The sequence below is a fragment of the Escherichia sp. 94.0001 genome (assembly GCF_013369155.2).
Taxonomy (GTDB): Bacteria; Pseudomonadota; Gammaproteobacteria; order Enterobacterales; family Enterobacteriaceae; genus Escherichia; species Escherichia coli_F.
In genome coordinates, this window is the sequence record NZ_JABWMS020000030.1 from 1 (window position 1) to 20,511 (window position 20,511).

At 50.4% G+C, this 20,511-nt stretch carries 22 protein-coding genes and 1 pseudogene; 11 read left to right on the forward strand and 12 right to left on the reverse strand.

All coding sequences use genetic code 11. The annotated features are described in order from the left end of the window. From rfaS to rfaQ, 4 genes and pseudogenes are all read right to left on the reverse strand, one after another. Nucleotides 1-238: pseudogene (rfaS, locus tag HEN33_RS14655) on the reverse strand (LPS core biosynthesis protein RfaS); the annotation flags it as partial. Between the two features lie 36 nt (nt 239-274). Then, the gene (gene rfaP, locus HEN33_RS14660; protein ID WP_176263560.1) at nt 275-1,072 is read right to left on the reverse strand and encodes a lipopolysaccharide core heptose(I) kinase RfaP; all 798 of its coding nucleotides are present in this window, start codon (nt 1,070-1,072) and stop codon (nt 275-277) included. Beyond that, a complete protein-coding gene (gene rfaG / locus HEN33_RS14665; protein WP_176263561.1) occupies nt 1,065-2,189 on the reverse strand; it encodes a lipopolysaccharide glucosyltransferase I in 1,125 nt (374 codons plus the stop codon). Before rfaG ends, rfaP begins: the two co-directional genes overlap by 8 nt. Further along, on the reverse strand, nt 2,186-3,256 hold the full coding sequence (gene rfaQ, locus HEN33_RS14670) for a lipopolysaccharide core heptosyltransferase RfaQ (protein WP_072271709.1): 1,071 nt from the start codon (nt 3,254-3,256) through the stop codon (nt 2,186-2,188). Before rfaQ ends, rfaG begins: the two co-directional genes overlap by 4 nt. Before the next feature lie 405 nt (nt 3,257-3,661). On the opposite strand from rfaQ, the gene waaA reads away from it, so the two are divergent. Then, the gene (gene waaA / locus HEN33_RS14675; protein ID WP_000891553.1) at nt 3,662-4,939 is read left to right on the forward strand and encodes a lipid IV(A) 3-deoxy-D-manno-octulosonic acid transferase; all 1,278 of its coding nucleotides are present in this window, start codon (nt 3,662-3,664) and stop codon (nt 4,937-4,939) included. A 7-nt stretch (nt 4,940-4,946) separates the two neighbouring features. Then, nucleotides 4,947-5,426, forward strand: coding sequence for a pantetheine-phosphate adenylyltransferase (gene coaD / locus HEN33_RS14680; protein ID WP_001171870.1), 480 nt, complete (start codon nt 4,947-4,949; stop codon nt 5,424-5,426). Between the two features lie 38 nt (nt 5,427-5,464). On the opposite strand, the gene mutM is transcribed toward coaD, so the two are convergent. The 4 genes from mutM to radC all read right to left on the reverse strand — a co-directional run bounded on the left by mutM (nt 5,465) and on the right by radC (nt 7,681). Next, nucleotides 5,465-6,274: a bifunctional DNA-formamidopyrimidine glycosylase/DNA-(apurinic or apyrimidinic site) lyase gene (mutM, locus tag HEN33_RS14685; RefSeq protein ID WP_032185475.1), complete on the reverse strand. Its 810-nt coding sequence runs from the start codon at nt 6,272-6,274 to the stop codon at nt 5,465-5,467. 97 nt (nt 6,275-6,371) lie between these two features. Then, nucleotides 6,372-6,539 (reverse strand): 50S ribosomal protein L33, encoded by a 168-nt coding sequence (gene rpmG, locus HEN33_RS14690; RefSeq protein ID WP_001051798.1) that lies wholly within the window; start codon nt 6,537-6,539, stop codon nt 6,372-6,374. Between the two features lie 20 nt (nt 6,540-6,559). Further along, complete coding sequence (gene rpmB, locus HEN33_RS14695) at nt 6,560-6,796, reverse strand: 50S ribosomal protein L28 (protein WP_000091955.1); 237 nt, start codon at nt 6,794-6,796, stop codon at nt 6,560-6,562. Nucleotides 6,797-7,012: 216 nt separating this feature from the next. Further along, nucleotides 7,013-7,681 (reverse strand): RadC family protein, encoded by a 669-nt coding sequence (gene radC, locus HEN33_RS14700; protein WP_176263562.1) that lies wholly within the window; start codon nt 7,679-7,681, stop codon nt 7,013-7,015. Between the two features lie 171 nt (nt 7,682-7,852). On the opposite strand from radC, the gene coaBC reads away from it, so the two are divergent. The 3 genes from coaBC (at nt 7,853) to slmA (ending at nt 10,212) form a co-directional block, all read left to right on the forward strand. Continuing rightward, complete coding sequence (coaBC, locus tag HEN33_RS14705; protein ID WP_073437610.1) at nt 7,853-9,073, forward strand: bifunctional phosphopantothenoylcysteine decarboxylase/phosphopantothenate--cysteine ligase CoaBC; 1,221 nt, start codon at nt 7,853-7,855, stop codon at nt 9,071-9,073. Then, nucleotides 9,051-9,509 carry a dUTP diphosphatase gene (gene dut, locus HEN33_RS14710; RefSeq protein ID WP_000976070.1) on the forward strand — a complete coding sequence of 153 codons (459 nt, stop codon included), beginning with the start codon at nt 9,051-9,053 and terminating at the stop codon, nt 9,507-9,509. Before coaBC ends, dut begins: the two co-directional genes overlap by 23 nt. Before the next feature lie 106 nt (nt 9,510-9,615). Then, nucleotides 9,616-10,212, forward strand: a complete 597-nt coding sequence (gene slmA / locus HEN33_RS14715) for a nucleoid occlusion factor SlmA (protein ID WP_000818601.1) — start codon at nt 9,616-9,618, stop codon at nt 10,210-10,212. Between the two features lie 43 nt (nt 10,213-10,255). Here the strand turns inward: slmA and HEN33_RS14720 are convergent, their stop codons facing one another. The 3 genes from HEN33_RS14720 to rph form a co-directional block, all read right to left on the reverse strand. Beyond that, a complete protein-coding gene (locus HEN33_RS14720) occupies nt 10,256-11,215 on the reverse strand; it encodes a reverse transcriptase family protein (protein ID WP_176263563.1) in 960 nt (319 codons plus the stop codon). 297 nt (nt 11,216-11,512) lie between these two features. After that, the gene (pyrE, locus tag HEN33_RS14725) at nt 11,513-12,154 is read right to left on the reverse strand and encodes an orotate phosphoribosyltransferase (RefSeq protein ID WP_176263564.1); all 642 of its coding nucleotides are present in this window, start codon (nt 12,152-12,154) and stop codon (nt 11,513-11,515) included. A 66-nt stretch (nt 12,155-12,220) separates the two neighbouring features. After that, a complete protein-coding gene (rph, locus tag HEN33_RS14730; protein WP_001247087.1) occupies nt 12,221-12,937 on the reverse strand; it encodes a ribonuclease PH in 717 nt (238 codons plus the stop codon). Nucleotides 12,938-13,063: 126 nt separating this feature from the next. Here rph and HEN33_RS14735 point away from each other — a divergent pair, with 126 nt between their 5' ends. Both HEN33_RS14735 and HEN33_RS14740 read left to right on the forward strand, forming a co-directional pair. Then, the gene (locus tag HEN33_RS14735; RefSeq protein ID WP_000621326.1) at nt 13,064-13,927 is read left to right on the forward strand and encodes a YicC/YloC family endoribonuclease; all 864 of its coding nucleotides are present in this window, start codon (nt 13,064-13,066) and stop codon (nt 13,925-13,927) included. A gap of 251 nt (nt 13,928-14,178) precedes the next feature. Further along, nucleotides 14,179-14,796, forward strand: a complete 618-nt coding sequence (locus HEN33_RS14740; RefSeq protein ID WP_000924289.1) for a trimeric intracellular cation channel family protein — start codon at nt 14,179-14,181, stop codon at nt 14,794-14,796. Here HEN33_RS14740 and ligB read toward each other — a convergent pair. Then, nucleotides 14,793-16,475 carry an NAD-dependent DNA ligase LigB gene (gene ligB / locus HEN33_RS14745; RefSeq protein ID WP_176263572.1) on the reverse strand — a complete coding sequence of 561 codons (1,683 nt, stop codon included), beginning with the start codon at nt 16,473-16,475 and terminating at the stop codon, nt 14,793-14,795. The genes HEN33_RS14740 and ligB overlap by 4 nt on opposite strands. 257 nt (nt 16,476-16,732) lie before the next feature. Here ligB and gmk point away from each other — a divergent pair, with 257 nt between their 5' ends. Genes gmk through trmH form a run of 4 tightly spaced genes read left to right on the forward strand, consistent with a single transcriptional unit; the run spans nt 16,733 to nt 20,509 of the window. After that, nucleotides 16,733-17,356: a guanylate kinase gene (gene gmk, locus HEN33_RS14750; RefSeq protein ID WP_001295237.1), complete on the forward strand. Its 624-nt coding sequence runs from the start codon at nt 16,733-16,735 to the stop codon at nt 17,354-17,356. Between the two features lie 54 nt (nt 17,357-17,410). Next, nucleotides 17,411-17,686: a DNA-directed RNA polymerase subunit omega gene (rpoZ, locus tag HEN33_RS14755; protein WP_000135058.1), complete on the forward strand. Its 276-nt coding sequence runs from the start codon at nt 17,411-17,413 to the stop codon at nt 17,684-17,686. Nucleotides 17,687-17,704: 18 nt separating this feature from the next. Beyond that, complete coding sequence (spoT, locus tag HEN33_RS14760) at nt 17,705-19,813, forward strand: bifunctional GTP diphosphokinase/guanosine-3',5'-bis pyrophosphate 3'-pyrophosphohydrolase (RefSeq protein WP_032185484.1); 2,109 nt, start codon at nt 17,705-17,707, stop codon at nt 19,811-19,813. Between the two features lie 6 nt (nt 19,814-19,819). Beyond that, nucleotides 19,820-20,509 carry a tRNA (guanosine(18)-2'-O)-methyltransferase TrmH gene (gene trmH, locus HEN33_RS14765; protein WP_001070187.1) on the forward strand — a complete coding sequence of 230 codons (690 nt, stop codon included), beginning with the start codon at nt 19,820-19,822 and terminating at the stop codon, nt 20,507-20,509. Nucleotides 20,510-20,511: the final 2 nt, after the last annotated feature.

The following is a 20,511-nucleotide window of genomic DNA, read 5'->3' on the forward strand; positions in this document are numbered from 1 at the left end:
CTTTATTAACAACGCTGTCATTAATGATAATTATGTCATCTTTTTTAATATCATTGAGGTAACGCTTGATGAATAATCGTCCAAGCCATGCATTGTCCATCCCTATTTTTGAGATTTTCTTATTAATCCAGTTGTATTTTTTTGGAGTTGTTATGTTTTTTATCATGTACTTTTTTTTCAAGTACTGGATCATCTTTAATTCATAATCTGCAACCCAATTTATAAAATAAATAGTCATAATAAAGTTAGTTCCAGTACATACTGATAAATATTTTTATAATCCTTTGCGTTGTGTTCGCTCTTTAATATGCTCGGCCTTAACACTTGCCATGTTCAATAAATTCTGTTCAAGAGACAATATGTTACGTAAACGCATCCCAAAATAAACCTTCATAAATCGCCAAATATCTCTCTGCGTCAGACCAATATTCATTGATGAGAAATATAAACCAATCAAATCTTTATCCCGCCAACGAAATGGTACTTTTGCCCGTATCTGCGCGCGATGCAGGTCTATTACCGAAATTTTTAACTCATCTTCCCGGCCAGTAAATGGCAAATGGAGCAAAAAGTGGCAAATATAACAGTCGCGGTGATTTATCCCTGCGGCGTGCATTTTGCGCACCATGGTTGCCACACGCGCGATCAGCATACGCTTAATATGTACATCAGGCGGGCTGACCGCCCAATCTGCACAATAATCTTCAAGGCTAATTGTGGGAGTTAGATCTTCGGTAATAATAAATGATGTGCGAGTTAATGGATTTAACCCTTTTTCACCAAACCCTATTCCGTGCATCGTATCAACACCGACATCATGCAGTCGATGAATAGCGTGCCACTCTCTGTCTGCGCCTAAAACGGGCATCCGCAATGAGAGCAGGTTTTTTATAATTTCTTTTAAAGTCGTCCCTTTGTGCCACTTGAGGAAATAGCTTTTCCCGGCCAGTTCAAAGCGTAATGTGCGACGCGTCTCGAGTTCACGAAAGACCTCGCCATTCAGCTTTTTAACTTCTGCAAAGGCATCTTTACCACGCCAGAGTGTGGCAAGTGGCTCTTTTAATTCAACCATCTAAACCACCTGTAATGATATCTGCCGCTTTCTCCGGCAAGCTATACAAATCCTGAGTATCGGCGTAATACCGAGCATTCTCCGCCCAGGCCATGCGCAATGGAGATTGAGTTAACGCTTTGCGTAAAACGTCATTTAATAGTTCCTGGGAGAAAGGTTCAGCGATGACCGTTCCACAATTAGCATCCGCAATATAATGTGCGTACCCACATACCGCTGTTGTTAAAACAGGTAATCCAGCAGTGATCGCTTCAAGAAGAACGATACCCGCGGCTTCCTGATAAGCGGGATGCAGTAATAAATCAGCGGCTGCCATTAATTCTGACACATCATTGCGACCGGAGAAGAAATGCACATTACTACCCACACCGAGTTTTTCTGCCAGCGCTTCAAATTTACGTGGTTTATCCTGGCCAACAACAAACAACAACGTATTATGGCGTAACGATTCTGGTAACGATGCCAAAGCTTCAATTGAGCGATCCACACCTTTACGGCCAAAATCTGATCCAACCTGTAGCAATAAGTTTTGTTGTTCAGTTACGCCATTTTTCTGGCGATATATTTCACGACTGTTTGGGATTTGCGCGCTGTATTTTCTGTCCGGGTAGATACCAGGTGGAAGAATTTGAAAACGTTCAGATTCAGTTTGATAATGCTTCTGGAAATCGGCGATTTGCTTATCGGTCAGCATCATGAGTTTTGTCGGTTTACCATGTTCGAACGTCGCTCGCTCAAATGCAGCATAATGGCGATAGCGTGATGTTAAACGATAGAAAAAACCTTTTTCTTGCGCAACTTTCTCGGCGTAACAAACATCAGCGGCAAAATAAACATCCAACCCTGGCATCTTATTAAATCCAACAACGCGATCAGCGGGATGTGCCTTCAGATGGTTTTGAACCCAGGCATAATATTCTGCATTACGTCCATGGTTAGTATGGGATTTAACCGGTACGCGAATAAGCTCAAATGCTTCCGGGCAATCGCCTTCCCACGACTGTGTATATACCCGAACATGGTGGCCCCGTGCGGCAACTGTTGACGCTATACGCATAAAGTCACGCTGTAGCCCACCAAATGGAAAATATTTATATAAGCAAAATGCCACGATCATAATTGTGCATTCCTGTCAGCTGAAGGTGCATCTTCTGGCAACAGCTTTTCCGTAGCGGCAATGACATCCTTCGCTGGAATAACAGAAAGATATTTTTTGTTGCGGTCAAGTTCGTGCCGGGTCGGCATTTTCTGATAATTCCCCGCCCAGAACTGAATTATATTATCGGTCCATGGACGCCAGAATACATGATCAGTGGCCCCAAACAGGCTAATAACTGGCGTCTTCACAGCCGCCGCAATATGCCCCGGCGCAGAATCCACACCAATAAAGAGCACTGCATGATCAATTAATGCGCCCAGTTCAGGAAAACGTGTTTTACCGGCAAGGCCGGTAATAGGTTTTGTTTGGCAGCCTCGTGCAATTTCATCTACGCAAGCGAGATCATCTGCCGAAGGGCCACAAGTCAGCACAACCTGATAACCACGATGTTGCAACGCATCGATAACCATAGAAAATTTATCGTTGTCCCAGCACTTAAATATCTGTCGGGCTGTCGGCTGGATAACGACGTAATGATCTTTCACGCCCAGTGCATCTAATTCCTGGCGCATTTTCTTCCAGCAATCATCAGCATAACTCATTGTTGTTTCAGTATAAAAATCGGTAATACCTAATGGCTCAAGGACCGACAAATTACGTTCAACAATATGTGTACCGTGTATAGGTGCTAAGTGTGTAAAGCTTTTTTTCCAAATGCCATGCTGCCGATGACCATAAAGCTGCGATATTTTCATACGAGCAGGTAAACAACGTACCAGCAGGGCCACCATCCACTGATCCGTAAGATTAATGACCAGGTCGTAATTATTCGCACGCAGAGTTTTTATCAGTGAAAGTGCATTTTTAATTTTATCGAATGTTCCCGCACCTTTATTGCTTATACCATAGAGTGCATTAATTTCTGGGTTTTCAGATAAAATCGGAATTGTATCCTGGTAAAGCAGCATATCGATTTTTGCGTCGGGATAATTCTGCTTGAGTGTACTGATTACAGGAGTAGTTAATAACATATCTCCGTGATATCGCATCTTTATGACCAGGATTTTTCGAAATGGCTTTTCCACTAGCGACTCTTTTGTGTGATTGTCTGGTTAAGTTAAGCAGAAAAAAGCACGCTACCGCCCCAGGCTCAACAGCTACCCGAATACTGATAACGCACTTACTTTGACGCGCTAGTGTATCATTTCTTTCGCAGCAATCCGACCCGAATGATTTTTATACACAAAATATGTTTTAATTATAAAAATCATATAGATAAAATCCCGCATACAGCGAATCCAGATATTGTCGATGTAAATTTGCAATCCTGGCTAAAATTCAATGAATCGTATAAGAATACAAAAAAAATGAAGATCTAGCGGCAGATCAGCTCAAACAGAGGCTATTTAAGTCAAAAACGGGAAAAGTAATGGTAAAGCCACAGCTAAATACATAGAATCCCCAGCACATCCATAAGTCAGCTATTTACTATGCTCGAATTGCTTTACACCGCCCTTCTCTACCTTATTCAGCCGCTGATCTGGATACGGCTCTGGGTGCGCGGACGTAAGGCTCCGGCCTATCGAAAACGCTGGGGTGAACGTTACGGTTTTTACCGCCATCCGCTAAAACCAGGCGGCATTATGCTGCACTCCGTCTCCGTTGGTGAAACGCTGGCGGCGATCCCATTGGTGCGCGCGCTGCGTCATCGTTATCCTGATTTACCGATTACCGTCACCACCATGACGCCAACCGGTTCGGAACGCGTACAATCTGCGTTCGGTAAGGATGTTCAGCACGTTTATCTGCCTTACGATCTACCCGATGCGCTTAATCGTTTCCTGAATAAAGTCGACCCCAAACTGGTGTTGATTATGGAAACCGAGCTATGGCCTAACCTGATTGCGGCGCTACATAAACGTAAAATTCCGTTGGTGATCGCTAACGCGCGACTCTCTGCACGCTCTGCCGCAGGTTATGCCAAACTGGGCAAATTCGTCCGTCGCTTGCTACGTCGAATTACGCTGATTGCCGCCCAAAATGAAGAAGATGGTGCACGTTTTGTGGCGCTGGGTGCAAAAAATAATCAGGTGACCATCACTGGTAGCCTGAAATTCGATATCTCTGTCACGCCGCAGTTGGCTGCCAAAGCAGTAACGCTGCGCCGCCAGTGGGCACCTCATCGCCCGGTATGGATTGCCACCAGCACTCACGAAGGCGAAGAGAGTGTGGTCATTGCCGCACATCAGGCATTGTTACAGCAATTCCCGAACTTATTGCTCATCCTGGTACCACGTCACCCGGAACGCTTCCCGGATGCGATTAACCTTGTCCGCCAGGCTGGGCTAAGCTATATCACACGCTCTTCAGGGGAAGTCCCTTCCACTAGCACGCAGGTTGTGGTTGGCGATACGATGGGCGAGTTGATGTTGCTGTACGGTATTGCCGATCTCGCCTTTGTTGGTGGTTCACTGGTTGAACGTGGTGGGCATAATCCACTGGAAGCCGCCGCACACGCTATTCCGGTATTGATGGGACCGCATACCTTTAACTTTAAAGATATTTGCGCACGGCTGGAGCAGGCAAGCGGGCTGATTACCGTCACCGATGCCACTACGCTTGCAAAAGAGGTTTCCTCTTTACTCACCGACGCCGATTACCGTAGTTTCTATGGCCGTCATGCCGTTGAAGTGCTGTATCAAAACCAGGGCGCGCTACAGCGTCTGCTTCAACTGCTGGAACCTTACCTGCCACCGAAAACGCATTGAGGTTGTTATGCAAAAACGGGCGATTTATCCGGGTACTTTCGATCCCATTACCAATGGTCATATCGATATCGTGACGCGCGCCACGCAAATGTTCGATCACGTTATTCTGGCGATTGCCGCCAGCCCCAGTAAAAAACCGATGTTTACCCTGGAAGAGCGTGTGGATCTGGCACAGCAGGCAACCGCGCATCTGGGGAACGTGGAAGTGGTCGGGTTTAGTGATTTGATGGCGAACTTCGCCCGCAATCAACACGCTACGGTGCTGATTCGTGGCCTGCGTGCGGTGGCGGATTTTGAATATGAAATGCAGCTGGCGCATATGAATCGCCACTTAATGCCGGAACTGGAAAGTGTGTTTCTGATGCCTTCGAAAGAGTGGTCGTTTATCTCTTCATCGTTGGTGAAAGAGGTGGCGCGCCATCAGGGCGATGTCACCCATTTCCTGCCAGAGAATGTCCATCAGGCATTGATGGCAAAATTAGCGTAGCGTTTATGCCGGATGGTATGCCATCCGGCGCGCATCAATTACTTCTGGCACTGCCGACAATAAAACGTCGCCCGTTGTGCATGTTTCGTCGCCACAATCGGCGTACCGCACACCCGACACGGCTCGCCTTTTCGCCCGTAGACCTGCAATTCCTGAGCGAAATAGCCCGGTTTACCATCACTTTGCAGAAAATCTTTCAGCGTTGTACCGCCCTGCTCAATCGAACGCAGCAACACCGCTTTAATCACCCGAGCTAACAATTCACACTCTGCCAGTGACAGTGATGACGCCAGCCGATCCGGATGGATCCCCGCCGCAAACAGAGATTCGCTGGCATAGATATTCCCTACGCCTACCACCAGCTTGTTATCCATCAGCCACGGTTTAATCGCCGTTTTTTTCTTCGCGCACTTCTGATGCAGGTACTCACCGTTGAAATCGTCGCTAAGCGGCTCCGGTCCAAGGTGGGCCAGCACATTATGCCCTTCCAGCTCTTTGGTCCACAGCCAGGCACCAAAACGGCGCGGATCGGTGTAGCGTAGCACTTTGCCGTTGCTCATCACCAAATCAACATGGTCATGCTTTTCGGGAGGAAGTTCTTCTGAAAGGATGCGCAGGCTGCCAGACATCCCCAAATGAATGATAATCCAGCCCTCAGGCAGCTCCAGCAGCAGATATTTAGCCCGGCGCTGCACGCTAAGCACTGGTTGGTCGCTTAAACGGTAGATCTCTTCTGAAACCGGCCAGCGCAAGCGACCGTTGCGCACCACCGCATGAAGAATGGTTGCACCAACGAGATGCGGTTCGATGCCGCGTCGGCTGGTTTCAACTTCGGGTAATTCAGGCATAGCATCTCCGGGAATGAACAGATGCAGTCAATATGGGGGCAAGCAGATAACAAAAAACCCCGCCGGAGCGAGGTTTTTCGTTACATCAAAGCGAGAATTATTTGATTTTCGCTTCTTTGTAGATCACGTGCTGGCGAACAACTGGATCGAATTTTTTCAGTTCCAGTTTTTCCGGCTTAGTACGTTTGTTCTTCGTAGTGGTATAGAAGTGACCAGTACCAGCAGAAGAAACCAGCTTGATTTTCTCACGAATACCTTTAGCCATGATTTATTTCCTCTAAGTACTTAGTACTTTTCGCCACGGGCACGCAGTTCAGCCAGAACTGTATCGATGCCTTTTTTATCGATTACACGCATACCTTTAGCAGATACGCGCAGGGTGACAAAACGCTTCTCGCTCTCAACCCAGAAACGGTGAGAGTGCAGGTTCGGCAGGAAACGGCGTTTAGTCGCGTTCAGTGCGTGGGAACGGTTGTTACCGGTCACCGGACGCTTGCCAGTAACTTGGCAGACTCGGGACATGTCTATTCTCCAAAAATCAAATTAGCTCGAGCTTCGTATGGGGTATTGGCGCCTCGTCAGGCTTTACAGCCCGGTCATCGCAGTTCTATGTGAACTCTCGATTGCCAGGCCCAAATGCCAAACCCGAGATTCTCAAAGGTGGCGTAGTATACGCTGACTCAGCGATGTGCTCAAGTCCCGAACAGACAAAGATCCCGAAGGATCGCGCATAGCGGGTTAAATCCAGCCGCGTTCGGCAAAAGAAACATACTCTCCACGCCCAATCACGATATGGTCGAGCACGCGTAAATCCATGAACTGACAACTTTTTATTATCCGTTCGGTGATGAGTTTATCCGCTTTACTGGGTTCAGCACAACCCGAAGGGTGATTATGTGCAAGGATCAGCGCCGAGGCGTTTATTTTTATCGCTTCGCGGATAATTTCCCGAGGATGGACTTCAACATGGTTTAGCGTGCCGGAAAAAAGACGGCTATGCGTTATAACCCTGTGTTGGGAGTCGAGAAAGATCACCATAAAGATCTCCCGCTCCTCGCCCGTGAGCTGGCGTTGTAAAAATTCCCTCGTCATCTCCGGGCTGAGTAAAGGGCTTTCTTCACGCATCCGCACGTTGTAGTAACGCCGCGCCAGTTCAGCAATCCCCTTTAACTGAGCGAACTTCGCCACACCAATTCCATGAACACCGCTAAATTGTTCATATTCAGAGGTTAACAAGCCATAAAGAGAGCCGAAATTCTCCAGCATCTCTTTTGCCAGGGTTAATACATCTTTACCGCGCGTTCCGGTACGCAGAAATAGCGCCAGCAGCTCAACATCCGTTAACGCACCAATGCCAAACTTCAGCATTTTTTCGCGCGGCATCAACAGCTGTGCATTGTTTTTCACCTTCACCTCCTTTGTGGTGCTCGCATCCTGTCATAGCCGTTCCGTTAAATCGACGGTCAGTTTTCAATCCTGGAAAGCGCCTCGCAAAGTGATTTTCAGGTGAAGGCACGACAACAAAAGTATTGTGATAAAATCGCCAACTTCTGGTGTCACCCAACAGGAAAAATCATCATGAGCCTGGCCGGTAAAAAAATCGTTCTCGGCGTTAGCGGCGGCATTGCTGCCTATAAAACCCCTGAACTGGTGCGTCGTTTGCGCGATCGCGGGGCCGACGTCCGCGTAGCCATGACCGAAGCGGCAAAAGCCTTTATCACCCCACTTAGCTTGCAGGCAGTTTCGGGTTATCCCGTTTCCGACAGTCTGCTGGACCCGGCAGCCGAAGCCGCTATGGGCCATATTGAGCTGGGTAAATGGGCTGATTTAGTGATTCTCGCCCCTGCCACGGCGGATTTGATTGCTCGCGTTGCCGCCGGAATGGCGAATGACCTGGTATCAACAATTTGCCTGGCTACACCTGCGCCTGTTGCCGTGCTCCCCGCCATGAACCAGCAGATGTACCGTGCCGCCGCCACCCAGCATAATTTAGAGGTGCTTGCCTCGCGTGGTTTGCTCATCTGGGGGCCAGACAGCGGCAGTCAGGCTTGTGGTGATATCGGCCCGGGGCGAATGCTCGATCCATTAACCATTGTGGATATGGCGGTAGCCCATTTTTCGCCCGTCAACGACCTGAAACATCTGAACATTATGATTACCGCCGGTCCGACGCGTGAACCGCTTGACCCGGTGCGTTATATCTCTAATCACAGCTCCGGCAAGATGGGGTTTGCTATCGCTGCTGCTGCTGCCCGTCGTGGCGCGAACGTCACACTGGTATCAGGTCCGGTTTCGCTACCGACGCCACCGTTTGTTAAACGTGTTGATGTGATAACTGCGCTGGAAATGGAAGCGGCCGTGAATGCTTCTGTACAGCAGCAAAATATTTTTATCGGTTGCGCCGCCGTGGCGGATTATCGCGCAGCTACCGTGGCCCCAGAGAAAATCAAAAAGCAGGCCACGCAGGGTGATGAATTAACAATAAAAATGGTTAAAAACCCCGATATCGTCGCAGGCGTTGCCGCACTAAAAGACCATCGACCCTACGTCGTTGGATTTGCCGCCGAAACAAATAATGTGGAAGAATACGCCCGGCAAAAACGTATCCGTAAAAACCTTGATCTGATCTGCGCGAACGATGTTTCCCAGCCAACTCAAGGATTTAACAGCGACAACAACGCATTACACCTTTTCTGGCAGGACGGAGATAAAGTCTTACCGCTTGAGCGCAAAGAGCTCCTTGGCCAATTATTACTCGACGAGATCGTGACCCGTTATGATGAAAAAAATCGACGTTAAGATTCTGGACCCGCGCGTTGGGAAGGAATTTCCGCTCCCGACTTATGCCACCTCTGGCTCTGCCGGACTTGACCTGCGTGCCTGTCTCGACGACGCCGTAGAACTGGCTCCGGGTGACACTACGCTGGTTCCGACCGGGCTGGCGATTCATATTGCCGATCCTTCACTGGCGGCAATGATGCTGCCGCGCTCCGGATTGGGACATAAGCACGGTATCGTGCTTGGTAACCTGGTAGGATTGATCGATTCTGACTATCAGGGCCAGTTGATGATTTCCGTGTGGAACCGTGGTCAGGACAGCTTCACCATTCAACCTGGCGAACGCATCGCCCAGATGATTTTTGTTCCGGTAGTACAGGCTGAATTTAATCTGGTGGAAGATTTCGACGCCACCGACCGCGGTGAAGGCGGCTTTGGTCACTCTGGTCGTCAGTAACACATACGCATCCGAATAACGTCATAACATAGCCGCAAACATTTCGTTTGCGGTCATAGCGTGGGTGCCGCCTGGCAAGTGCTTATTTTCAGGGGTATTTTGTAACATGGCAGAAAAACAAACTGCGAAAAGGAACCGTCGCGAGGAAATACTTCAGTCTCTGGCGCTGATGCTGGAATCCAGCGATGGAAGCCAACGTATCACGACGGCAAAACTGGCCGCCTCTGTCGGCGTTTCCGAAGCGGCACTGTATCGCCACTTCCCCAGTAAGACCCGCATGTTCGATAGCCTGATTGAGTTTATCGAAGATAGCCTGATTACTCGCATCAATCTGATTCTGAAAGATGAGAAAGACACCACAGCGCGCCTGCGTCTGATTGTGTTGCTGCTTCTCGGTTTTGGTGAGCGTAATCCTGGCCTGACCCGCATCCTCACTGGTCATGCACTAATGTTTGAACAGGATCGCCTGCAAGGGCGCATCAACCAGCTATTCGAGCGTATTGAAGCGCAGTTGCGTCAGGTATTGCGTGAAAAGAGAATGCGTGAGGGTGAAGGTTACACCACCGACGAAACCCTGCTGGCAAGCCAGATCCTGGCCTTCTGTGAAGGTATGCTGTCACGCTTTGTCCGCAGCGAGTTTAAATACCGCCCGACGGATGACTTTGACGCCCGCTGGCCGCTAATTGCTGCGCAGTTGCAGTAATTCTCCCAAACGTTCAGGCAGAAACGTCTGCCTGACGCTTTTCTTACCATGCCACCAGCATTCGCTTTACACTCACCCTCGCCTGTTTAAAGGCCTCATCCTCAGGATTGATTTGCAATAACCAGTTTATTCTTCCCTGCAAAGCATAAAGATACGCCGTTGCCTGTGCATGAAGATCGCCAGAAGAATCAAGCTCACCACGACGACTAAGATGCGAAATGACGCCATATTTTTGGCACAAATGTACTTCCTGACGCAGTGCCCTCCGCACTTCGCGGGCGAGTTGTGGTTTGTGATTAACAACAATCCCGGTTACTTGCTGGCGCTTACAGGCCGCGACCAGGCAGCTTTTGCGTTGATTGAGGTTCAGGCCCAGCTCCGCTAACAATCCGCACACTTTATTTTTAACCAGGCGGGCATTGAAGTGACCGGAAAAGGTCATGTCATCGCAGTAGCGGGTGTAGGTAATTCCCCGAGCCTGACACCATTCCCCTATGCGCTCATCAAAACGGCGCATCACAAGATTGGAAATGGCAGGCGAAGTTGGTGCCCCCTGCGGTAACGCGTCGTTATAGCAACAAAGCCAGGTCAGCATGGTTACCACATTGCGTGGCAACTGGGCCTGGCAAAACACACGCCAGACCTGTAACCAGCTAATGCTATCGAAAAAGTTTTCGATATCGAGTTTCAGGATCTGCGGCTGTTGGCAGTGAGGCTGCGCATTGCTGACGATTGGGCAACCCGGCCGGTAGGCGGTAGCAAAAGAGGAAAGTGGAAATTGTGAAAGGACGTTCTTAAGAATGTTGCGCTGTACGGTTTTGAGCAAGTAATCAGGGGCTAACACCAGCCGCTGACCACCGTGGCGTTTAGAAAGAATAATGCGTCGGTAATGGCGTCCGGCATGATTACTGAGCGCATACAGCCGCTGTATTTCTTTATCGGCGCTCCAGCCCGGCGAGCCGAACAAATCGAGCGCCAGAAGGGTTATCCGGGTAGCATCCATTCCACTCTCCACATCACGGCGGCCAAAAGAGGCGCCAACAGCAGCAATACCATCAAACCATCCCGAAGGCGCGTAACTGTACTGAGCGCATCAGCGCGACGTACGCGAAGCGTACTTAAGTACAATGAAGCGGCTTTGGGTATATAGACAAACTACTGGCGTTAAGTCGGCGACTCGCCGACCCTCCCGGCACAAAAGGCCGGAAACGCTATTGCCACTGCTGGCGAAAGCAGATTAACACGATATCTTAAAGCGCATCACGCTGCGCGCTCTAAAAAACCTGCGCAACGCATATTATTAAACGCCAAACTCTTCGCGGTAGGCCTTAACCGCCGCCAGATGTTCCGCCATTTCTGGCTTCTCTTCGAGGTAAGCAATCAGGTCTTTCAGGGTGATGATAGAGATCACTTTGCAGTTGTAATCACGCTCAACTTCCTGAATTGCCGAAATCTCGCCGCGACCACGCTCCTGACGATCGAGCGAAATCAATACGCCAGCAAGCGTCGCGCCATTGGCCTGAATAATTTCCATCGACTCGCGAATCGCCGTTCCGGCGGTGATCACATCATCCACCAGCATTACGCGTCCTTGTAATGCGCTACCGACCAGATTGCCGCCTTCACCGTGATCTTTTGCTTCTTTGCGGTTAAAGCAGTACGGCAGGTCCAGGTCATGATGCTCCGCCAGCGCCACAGCGGTAGTAGTGGCAATTGGGATCCCTTTGTAAGCAGGGCCAAACAGCAGATCGAACTCAATGCCGGAATCCACCAATGCTTCAGCGTAAAAACGGCCTAACAGTGCCAGATCGCGCCCGGTATTAAACAGCCCGGCGTTGAAGAAATAGGGGCTTTTGCGCCCGGACTTCAGCGTAAACTCGCCAAACTTTAACACCTGCTTGCCAAGCGCAAATTCAATAAACTGGCGCTGATATGCTTTCATGCCTTCGCTCCTCATCTTACTTTTCTACAGACAAAAAAAAAGGCGACTCATCAGTCGCCTTAAAAATCAGTTTGCCAGCGCCGCCTTCTGCGTCGCTACAATGGATTCGATTCCCCCTCGGGCCAGCGCCAACAAGGTGAGTAGCTCTTCATGGGTAAACGGCTCGCCTTCTGCCGTTCCCTGCACTTCAATGATGCGCCCGTCTTCGGTCATCACCACGTTCATGTCCGTTTCAGCGGCAGAGTCTTCAACGTATTCCAGATCGCAAACCGCTTCGCCGTTCACAATCCCGACAGAAACCGCGGCTACCATCCCTTTCATCGGGTTGGTTTTCAGCTTGCCATTTTCAACCAGTTTATTCAGGGCATCGGCTAGTGCAACACAAGCACCGGTGATAGAAGCAGTGCGGGTGCCGCCATCAGCCTGAAGTACGTCGCAGTCCAGCGTAATAGTAAACTCACCGAGGGCTTTCAAATCTACTGCGGCGCGCAATGCACGAGCGATCAGACGCTGGATTTCCATCGTGCGGCCGCCCTGCTTACCCTTCGCCGCTTCACGGGCATTACGGGTATGAGTAGAACGCGGCAGCATACCATATTCTGCGGTGATCCAGCCCTGGCCCTGACCTTTCAAGAAGCGGGGCACGCCTTCTTCAATAGAGGCGGTACATAATACTTTGGTATCGCCAAATTCGACCAGCACCGAGCCTTCTGCATGTTTTGTATAGTTACGAGTCAGGGTAACGGGACGCACCTGATTATTGCTACGGCCTGCTGGACGCATATTGAAATCTCCGGCTTGAAACAAATGTGGCTGCGCATTATACGGACTTCCGGCGGTTATTCCTATCCTGACAAGGCATCGATGGCTATAATCCTTCCACCTCTCCTTTTATAAACAGGAACGTCTATGATCCGCAGTATGACCGCCTACGCCCGGCGTGAAATCAAGGGTGAATGGGGGAGCGCAACCTGGGAAATGCGCTCGGTAAACCAGCGTTATCTGGAAACTTACTTTCGTCTGCCGGAGCAGTTCCGTAGCCTTGAACCTGTCGTTCGCGAGCGTATTCGTTCTCGCCTGACGCGTGGTAAAGTGGAATGTACCCTGCGCTATGAGCCAGATGTCAGCGCACAAGGTGAGCTGATCCTCAACGAAAAACTGGCTAAACAGCTGGTAACTGCCGCGAACTGGGTAAAAATGCAGAGTGACGAAGGGGAAATCAACCCGGTTGATATTCTCCGTTGGCCAGGCGTGATGGCAGCCCAGGAGCAGGATCTCGACGCGATTGCTGCTGAAATTCTCGCGGCGCTGGATGGTACGCTGGACGACTTTATCATCGCGCGCGAAACCGAAGGTCAGGCGCTGAAAGCATTGATCGAGCAGCGTCTGGAAGGCGTTACCGCCGAAGTGGTCAAAGTCCGCGCCCATATGCCGGAAATCCTGCAATGGCAGCGTGAGCGTCTGGTCGCTAAGCTGGAAGATGCTCAGGTTCAGTTGGAGAACAACCGTCTGGAGCAGGAGTTGGTTCTGCTGGCACAACGAATTGACGTTGCCGAAGAGCTGGACCGCCTCGAAGCGCATGTTAAAGAGACCTACAACATTCTGAAGAAAAAAGAAGCCGTTGGTCGTCGTCTGGACTTTATGATGCAGGAGTTCAACCGCGAGTCAAACACCCTGGCCTCGAAGTCTATCAATGCCGAAGTGACAAACTCTGCCATCGAGCTGAAAGTGTTGATTGAGCAGATGCGCGAGCAAATCCAGAATATTGAGTAAACAACATATCTCCGTAGGCCGTTGTAAATTACAGCGGCGCTACGCATATAGTTTCGTCCTCACGTTTAATTACTCCATACTTTTTCTAATGCATTTTACTCATCACGAAATCAGAATAATGCATTCACACTACAGAAAATAACAATTTCACATAACTACAAGTTATCAATTCCCTCTCACCTTAAAAAATCTCAATCGTGACAATGCGCACAAATCGCTACCCTGCCAGACAGATTTTTAGGGAGAGAACCATGCTGTTACACATTTTGTATTTGGTTGGCATTACTGCCGAAGCCATGACGGGGGCGCTGGCGGCCGGACGACGGCGCATGGATACATTTGGCGTAATTATTATTGCGACCGCCACGGCAATTGGCGGAGGGTCAGTGCGCGATATTCTGCTGGGCCACTATCCGCTCGGCTGGGTCAAACACCCGGAATATGTGATTATCGTCGCTACCGCCGCAGTACTCACCACTATTGTTGCTCCTGTAATGCCTTACCTGCGCAAAGTGTTTCTGGTGCTCGATGCGCTCGGACTGGTAGTTTTTTCTATCATTGGCGCACAGGTTGCACTGGATATGGGACACGGCCCGATCATTGCCGTTGTCGCAGCTGTGACGACCGGCGTATTTGGCGGCGTTTTGCGCGATATGTTCTGTAAACGCATCCCACTGGTATTCCAGAAAGAGTTGTATGCCGGTGTCTCATTTGCCTCCGCCGTGCTGTACATCGCGCTGCAACACTATGTTTCTAACCATGATGTGGTGATTATCTCCACCCTGGTATTCGGCTTTTTTGCCCGTTTACTGGCGCTACGTCTTAAGCTGGGATTACCGGTCTTTTACTACAGCCACGAAGGTCACTAAGGTTCAAAACCTGTGATCTGCTGGGCAGCCAGCCAACTGCCCAGCTTCTTGATTTGCGCATTTTCCTTCCATTCAATAACCTGTCTGGCGCGCCCCGATCCAGTCCCCGGCAACTGCTGCCAGAACTGATCTGTGCTAAATAAAAGTTGCGACCAGGACCGTTCATCACTGGCGTTAAGCGCCGCCCGGGTTAGTGGTATTCCCATTGCCATCACCCAGCGAGTAAAAGGCTGCTTACGAGCCAGATTAAACTGATGCCATAACTGTGTGCTTTTACTTTTCGCGATCCCCGGCGTGTTCTGTAATTGCTCTGGCGTTAATAAAAGCCAGGAAAAGATATGCTCAAAGCGATGAGTCTGATGCAGCGCGCGCCAGCCAGCCTCACCAATGCCATCCAGCCCCAGAACCTGTTTTGACCCCAGCCAGACTAAGCGTGAAATGAACTGTTCCCGACAAACATCAGAAGCAAAGTAGCAGGTCAACGAGTTAAAGCGGTTTTCTGGTGGTGTCGGTTTTGTGCGTTCTGTACCGCGCCAGACCACATTATCAATGCGAGGAATACCCTGCCCGGCAAGGCTGACGAGGATCTGATCACCAGGCGCAATATCCCACTCCTGCCAGCGTCTGACGGAACCAACATTCACCCGCTGAACTTTTTTATCATCCAACATGACAGGCACAAGTGACGCAACCACCGAGATTTTACCGCTCTTGCCCACCGCAAACTGAATCGCCTTCACTTCGGCAACCTGAGCTACAGGTTGATATTTCCAGGCCACCAGCCACTCTGCCTGGCCTGGTAGCCAATGGCGGGATTCGGGTTCTTTCGCCGCTCGCACAACCACGCCATCGGTGACGAAGGGTAATTTCGCTTTCCACCACTCATTGCGTACGCGCGCAACTTCATCAGCATTTTTCACCGCACGGGTATACGTCTGCGCTAGAGTAAAACCAGCGGTAGCCAGCTCTTTTAAACGATCGGTCATTAACTGCGGTCCATCCGGCCATGCCCAGACAAAAACGCCCAATGAATTCAGCGTGTCGCTATCGTCCTGGCGCATCATCAGACCAGCAACTTTTGCGCGGGCATTTATTCCCCCCATTTGTTGTTGGATATGCCCCTCGCGTTTGAGAAATATTTCCCCCTGAAGCGTACTGTTAGCTAAAGGCCCGCTAACGGTTTGCGGCACAGCGGAAATTAAGCGAGCTTTCTGCGTCCAGTCCTCGCCTTTCAGGCCATTGCCGCGACTAATTGCTTTGTTCAGTTTCCCGTCCCGATAAACCAGGGTTACCGCAACGCCATCAACTTTTGGCTGAACCCAAAGATCGCTACGTTCGCGCATCCACAGACTTAATGCGTTTTTATCCGCCATTTTGCGTACACCCGTATGGGCAACCGGATGCATAACCACACCGTTTAAAGGCGGCATCATCACGTCGCGGGTCTCGTTCCCAAAACAGCGTTGCCACTGTGTAAGACGGGCGCTTAACTGATCGTAAACACCGTCTTCTACCTCACTTTTCCCTTCCTTCCAGTAGTCATCGTCCCACTGTTTTATTTGCTGTTGCAGGCGGGAAATTTCTTCCTGTGCTCTGGCTGGCGACCAGGCCGGACAGACCGCCCACGCCGATGATTGCCAGCACAAGATACTTATTAATATCGCCATCCATACTTTCATCATCACCTCCGCTGTAGATAGTCAGGCAGATATACAACGTGATGAAAGCAAAGCCGAGTGGCAAAAACGGAGTCTGCGAGGACGCTTCCTGAGAATCGTCTTTATTGCAGTGAATCACAGGCAAATGCGGAAGCAGCTACGCAAAACGCAACAACTTTGCGCAAAAAGTGTGAGCAAGGGCTACGTCACATGGCCGCGCCGTGTATAATAAGCTCGTATGTAGGCTTTATTTCGCTAATCACATACGAAAGATACTCATGGCTCAAGGCACGCTTTATATTGTTTCTGCCCCCAGTGGCGCGGGTAAATCCAGCCTAATTCAGGCTTTATTAAAAACCCAACCGTTGTATGACACCCAGGTTTCTGTTTCACACACCACACGCCAACCGCGTCCTGGTGAAGTCCACGGTGAACATTATTTCTTTGTTAATCATGATGAATTTAAAGAAATGATTAGCAGAGATGCGTTCCTGGAACACGCAGAAGTTTTTGGTAATTACTATGGCACTTCGCGTGAGGCCATTGAGCAAGTACTGGCGACCGGTGTCGATGTTTTTCTCGATATCGACTGGCAGGGCGCGCAGCAAATTCGCCAGAAGATGCCGCACGCGCGGAGTATCTTTATTTTACCGCCGTCCAAAATTGAACTGGACCGCCGTCTACGCGGTCGCGGTCAGGACAGCGAAGAGGTCATTGCAAAGCGTATGGCGCAAGCTGTTGCAGAAATGAGCCATTACGCCGAATATGATTACCTGATTGTGAATGATGACTTCGATACCGCGTTGACCGATTTGAAGACCATTATTCGCGCCGAACGTCTGCGCATGAGCCGCCAAAAGCAGCGTCATGACGCTTTAATCAGCAAATTGTTGGCAGACTGAACCTGATTTCAGTATCATGCCCAGTCATTTCTTCACCTGTGGAGCTTTTTAAGTATGGCACGCGTAACTGTTCAGGACGCTGTAGAGAAAATTGGTAACCGTTTTGACCTGGTACTGGTCGCCGCGCGTCGCGCTCGTCAGATGCAGGTAGGCGGAAAGGATCCGCTGGTACCGGAAGAAAACGATAAAACCACAGTAATCGCGCTGCGCGAAATCGAAGAAGGTCTGATCAACAACCAGATCCTCGACGTTCGCGAACGCCAGGAACAGCAAGAGCAGGAAGCCGCTGAATTACAAGCCGTTACCGCTATTGCTGAAGGTCGTCGTTAATCACAAAGCGGGTCGCCCTTGTATCTGTTTGAAAGCCTGAATCAACTGATTCAAACCTACCTGCCGGAAGACCAAATCAAGCGTCTGCGGCAGGCGTATCTCGTTGCACGTGATGCTCACGAGGGGCAAACACGTTCAAGCGGTGAACCCTATATCACGCACCCGGTAGCGGTTGCCTGCATTCTGGCCGAGATGAAACTCGACTATGAAACGCTAATGGCGGCGCTGCTGCATGACGTGATTGAAGATACACCCGCCACCTACCAGGACATGGAACAGCTTTTTGGTAAAAGCGTCGCCGAGCTGGTAGAGGGGGTGTCGAAACTTGATAAACTCAAGTTCCGCGATAAGAAAGAGGCGCAGGCCGAAAACTTTCGCAAGATGATTATGGCGATGGTGCAGGATATCCGCGTCATTCTCATCAAACTTGCCGACCGTACCCACAACATGCGCACTCTGGGCTCACTTCGCCCGGACAAACGTCGCCGCATCGCCCGTGAAACCCTCGAAATTTACAGCCCGCTGGCACACCGTTTAGGTATCCACCACATTAAAACCGAACTCGAAGAGCTGGGTTTTGAGGCGCTGTATCCCAACCGTTACCGCGTAATCAAAGAAGTGGTGAAAGCCGCTCGCGGCAACCGTAAAGAGATGATCCAAAAAATCCTCTCGGAAATCGAAGGGCGTTTGCAGGAAGCGGGAATACCGTGCCGCGTCAGTGGTCGCGAGAAGCATCTTTATTCGATCTACTGCAAAATGGTGCTCAAAGAGCAGCGTTTTCACTCAATCATGGACATCTACGCCTTCCGCGTGATCGTCAATGATTCCGACACCTGTTATCGCGTGCTCGGGCAAATGCATAGCCTGTACAAGCCGCGTCCGGGTCGCGTGAAAGACTACATCGCCATTCCAAAAGCGAACGGCTATCAGTCTTTGCACACCTCGATGATTGGCCCGCACGGTGTGCCGGTTGAGGTCCAGATCCGTACCGAAGATATGGATCAGATGGCAGAGATGGGTGTTGCCGCGCACTGGGCTTATAAAGAGCACGGCGAAACCAGTACTACCGCACAAATTCGCGCCCAGCGCTGGATGCAAAGCCTGCTGGAGCTGCAACAGAGTGCCGGTAGCTCATTTGAATTTATCGAGAGCGTTAAATCCGATCTCTTCCCGGATGAGATTTACGTTTTCACACCGGAAGGGCGTATTGTCGAGCTGCCTGCCGGTGCCACACCTGTCGACTTCGCTTATGCAGTGCATACTGATATCGGTCATGCCTGCGTGGGCGCTCGCGTCGACCGTCAGCCTTACCCGCTGTCGCAGCCGCTCTCCAGTGGCCAAACCGTTGAAATCATTACCGCACCGGGCGCTCGCCCGAATGCCGCATGGCTGAACTTTGTCGTTAGCTCGAAAGCGCGCGCCAAAATTCGTCAGTTGCTGAAAAACCTCAAGCGTGATGATTCTGTAAGCCTGGGCCGTCGTCTGCTCAATCATGCGTTGGGTGGCAGCCGTAAGCTCAATGAAATCCCGCCGGAAAATATTCAGCGCGAGCTGGACCGCATGAAGCTGGCAACGCTTGACGATCTGCTGGCGGAAATTGGTCTTGGCAACGCGATGAGCGTGGTGGTCGCGAAAAATCTGCAACATGGGGACGCCTCAATTCCACCGGCGACCCAAAGTCACGGACATCTGCCAATTAAAGGTGCTGATGGCGTGTTGATCACCTTTGCGAAATGCTGCCGCCCCATTCCTGGCGACCCGATTATCGCCCACGTCAGCCCCGGTAAAGGTCTGGTGATCCACCATGAATCCTGTCGTAACATCCGTGGCTACCAGAAAGAGCCAGAGAAGTTTATGGCTGTAGAATGGGATAAAGAGACGGCGCAGGAGTTCATCACCGAAATCAAGGTGGAGATGTTCAATCATCAGGGCGCGCTGGCAAACCTGACGGCGGCTATTAACACCACGACCTCGAATATTCAAAGTTTGAATACGGAAGAGAAAGATGGTCGCGTCTACAGCGCCTTTATTCGTCTGACCGCCCGTGACCGTGTGCATCTGGCGAATATCATGCGCAAAATCCGCGTGATGCCAGACGTGATTAAAGTCACCCGAAACCGAAATTAATGTTTTATGAACCCAACACGTTATGCACGCATCTGCGAAATGCTCGCCAGGCGGCAGCCTGATCTGACCGTCTGCATGGAGCAGGTCCACAAACCTCATAACGTTTCTGCGATTATTCGTACTGCAGATGCCGTTGGCGTACATGAAGTTCATGCTGTCTGGCCTGGCAGTCGGATGCGCACCATGGCTTCGGCTGCGGCTGGCAGCAACAGTTGGGTGCAGGTGAAAACACACCGCACCATTGGCGATGCCGTTGCTCATCTGAAAGGCCAGGGCATGCAGATTCTGGCAACCCATCTTTCTGATAACGCTGTCGATTTCCGCGAAATTGATTACACCCGCCCGACCTGTATTTTGATGGGTCAGGAGAAAACGGGCATCACTCAGGAAGCGTTAGCCCTGGCGGATCGGGACATCATTATACCGATGATCGGTATGGTGCAGTCGCTGAATGTTTCCGTTGCCTCAGCCCTCATTCTTTACGAAGCCCAGCGCCAGCGGCAAAACGCAGGTATGTATCTGCGTGAAAACAGCATGTTGCCGGAAGCAGAGCAACAACGCCTGCTGTTTGAAGGCGGCTATCCGGTGCTGGCGAAAGTCGCAAAACGCAAAGGCCTACCTTACCCCCACGTTAATCAGCAAGGCGAAATTGAAGCTGATGCCGACTGGTGGGCCACTATGCAGGCAGCAGGGTAAGC

Bases quoted from the DNA above. Each gene is read 5' to 3' on its own strand.
- rfaP (WP_176263560.1), bottom strand. From the start codon at position 1,072: ATGGTTGAATTAAAAGAGCCACTTGCCACACTCTGGCGTGGTAAAGAT.
- rfaG (WP_176263561.1), bottom strand. From the start codon at position 2,189: ATGATCGTGGCATTTTGCTTATATAAATATTTTCCATTTGGTGGGCTA.
- waaA (WP_000891553.1), top strand. From the start codon at position 3,662: ATGCTCGAATTGCTTTACACCGCCCTTCTCTACCTTATTCAGCCGCTG.
- coaD (WP_001171870.1), top strand. From the start codon at position 4,947: ATGCAAAAACGGGCGATTTATCCGGGTACTTTCGATCCCATTACCAAT.
- mutM (WP_032185475.1), bottom strand. From the start codon at position 6,274: ATGCCTGAATTACCCGAAGTTGAAACCAGCCGACGCGGCATCGAACCG.
- rpmG (WP_001051798.1), bottom strand. From the start codon at position 6,539: ATGGCTAAAGGTATTCGTGAGAAAATCAAGCTGGTTTCTTCTGCTGGT.
- rpmB (WP_000091955.1), bottom strand. From the start codon at position 6,796: ATGTCCCGAGTCTGCCAAGTTACTGGCAAGCGTCCGGTGACCGGTAAC.
- coaBC (WP_073437610.1), top strand. From the start codon at position 7,853: ATGAGCCTGGCCGGTAAAAAAATCGTTCTCGGCGTTAGCGGCGGCATT.
- dut (WP_000976070.1), top strand. From the start codon at position 9,051: ATGATGAAAAAAATCGACGTTAAGATTCTGGACCCGCGCGTTGGGAAG.
- slmA (WP_000818601.1), top strand. From the start codon at position 9,616: ATGGCAGAAAAACAAACTGCGAAAAGGAACCGTCGCGAGGAAATACTT.
- HEN33_RS14720 (WP_176263563.1), bottom strand. From the start codon at position 11,215: ATGGATGCTACCCGGATAACCCTTCTGGCGCTCGATTTGTTCGGCTCG.
- pyrE (WP_176263564.1), bottom strand. From the start codon at position 12,154: ATGAAAGCATATCAGCGCCAGTTTATTGAATTTGCGCTTGGCAAGCAG.
- rph (WP_001247087.1), bottom strand. From the start codon at position 12,937: ATGCGTCCAGCAGGCCGTAGCAATAATCAGGTGCGTCCCGTTACCCTG.
- HEN33_RS14735 (WP_000621326.1), top strand. From the start codon at position 13,064: ATGATCCGCAGTATGACCGCCTACGCCCGGCGTGAAATCAAGGGTGAA.
- HEN33_RS14740 (WP_000924289.1), top strand. From the start codon at position 14,179: ATGCTGTTACACATTTTGTATTTGGTTGGCATTACTGCCGAAGCCATG.
- ligB (WP_176263572.1), bottom strand. From the start codon at position 16,475: ATGAAAGTATGGATGGCGATATTAATAAGTATCTTGTGCTGGCAATCA.
- gmk (WP_001295237.1), top strand. From the start codon at position 16,733: ATGGCTCAAGGCACGCTTTATATTGTTTCTGCCCCCAGTGGCGCGGGT.
- rpoZ (WP_000135058.1), top strand. From the start codon at position 17,411: ATGGCACGCGTAACTGTTCAGGACGCTGTAGAGAAAATTGGTAACCGT.
- trmH (WP_001070187.1), top strand. From the start codon at position 19,820: ATGAACCCAACACGTTATGCACGCATCTGCGAAATGCTCGCCAGGCGG.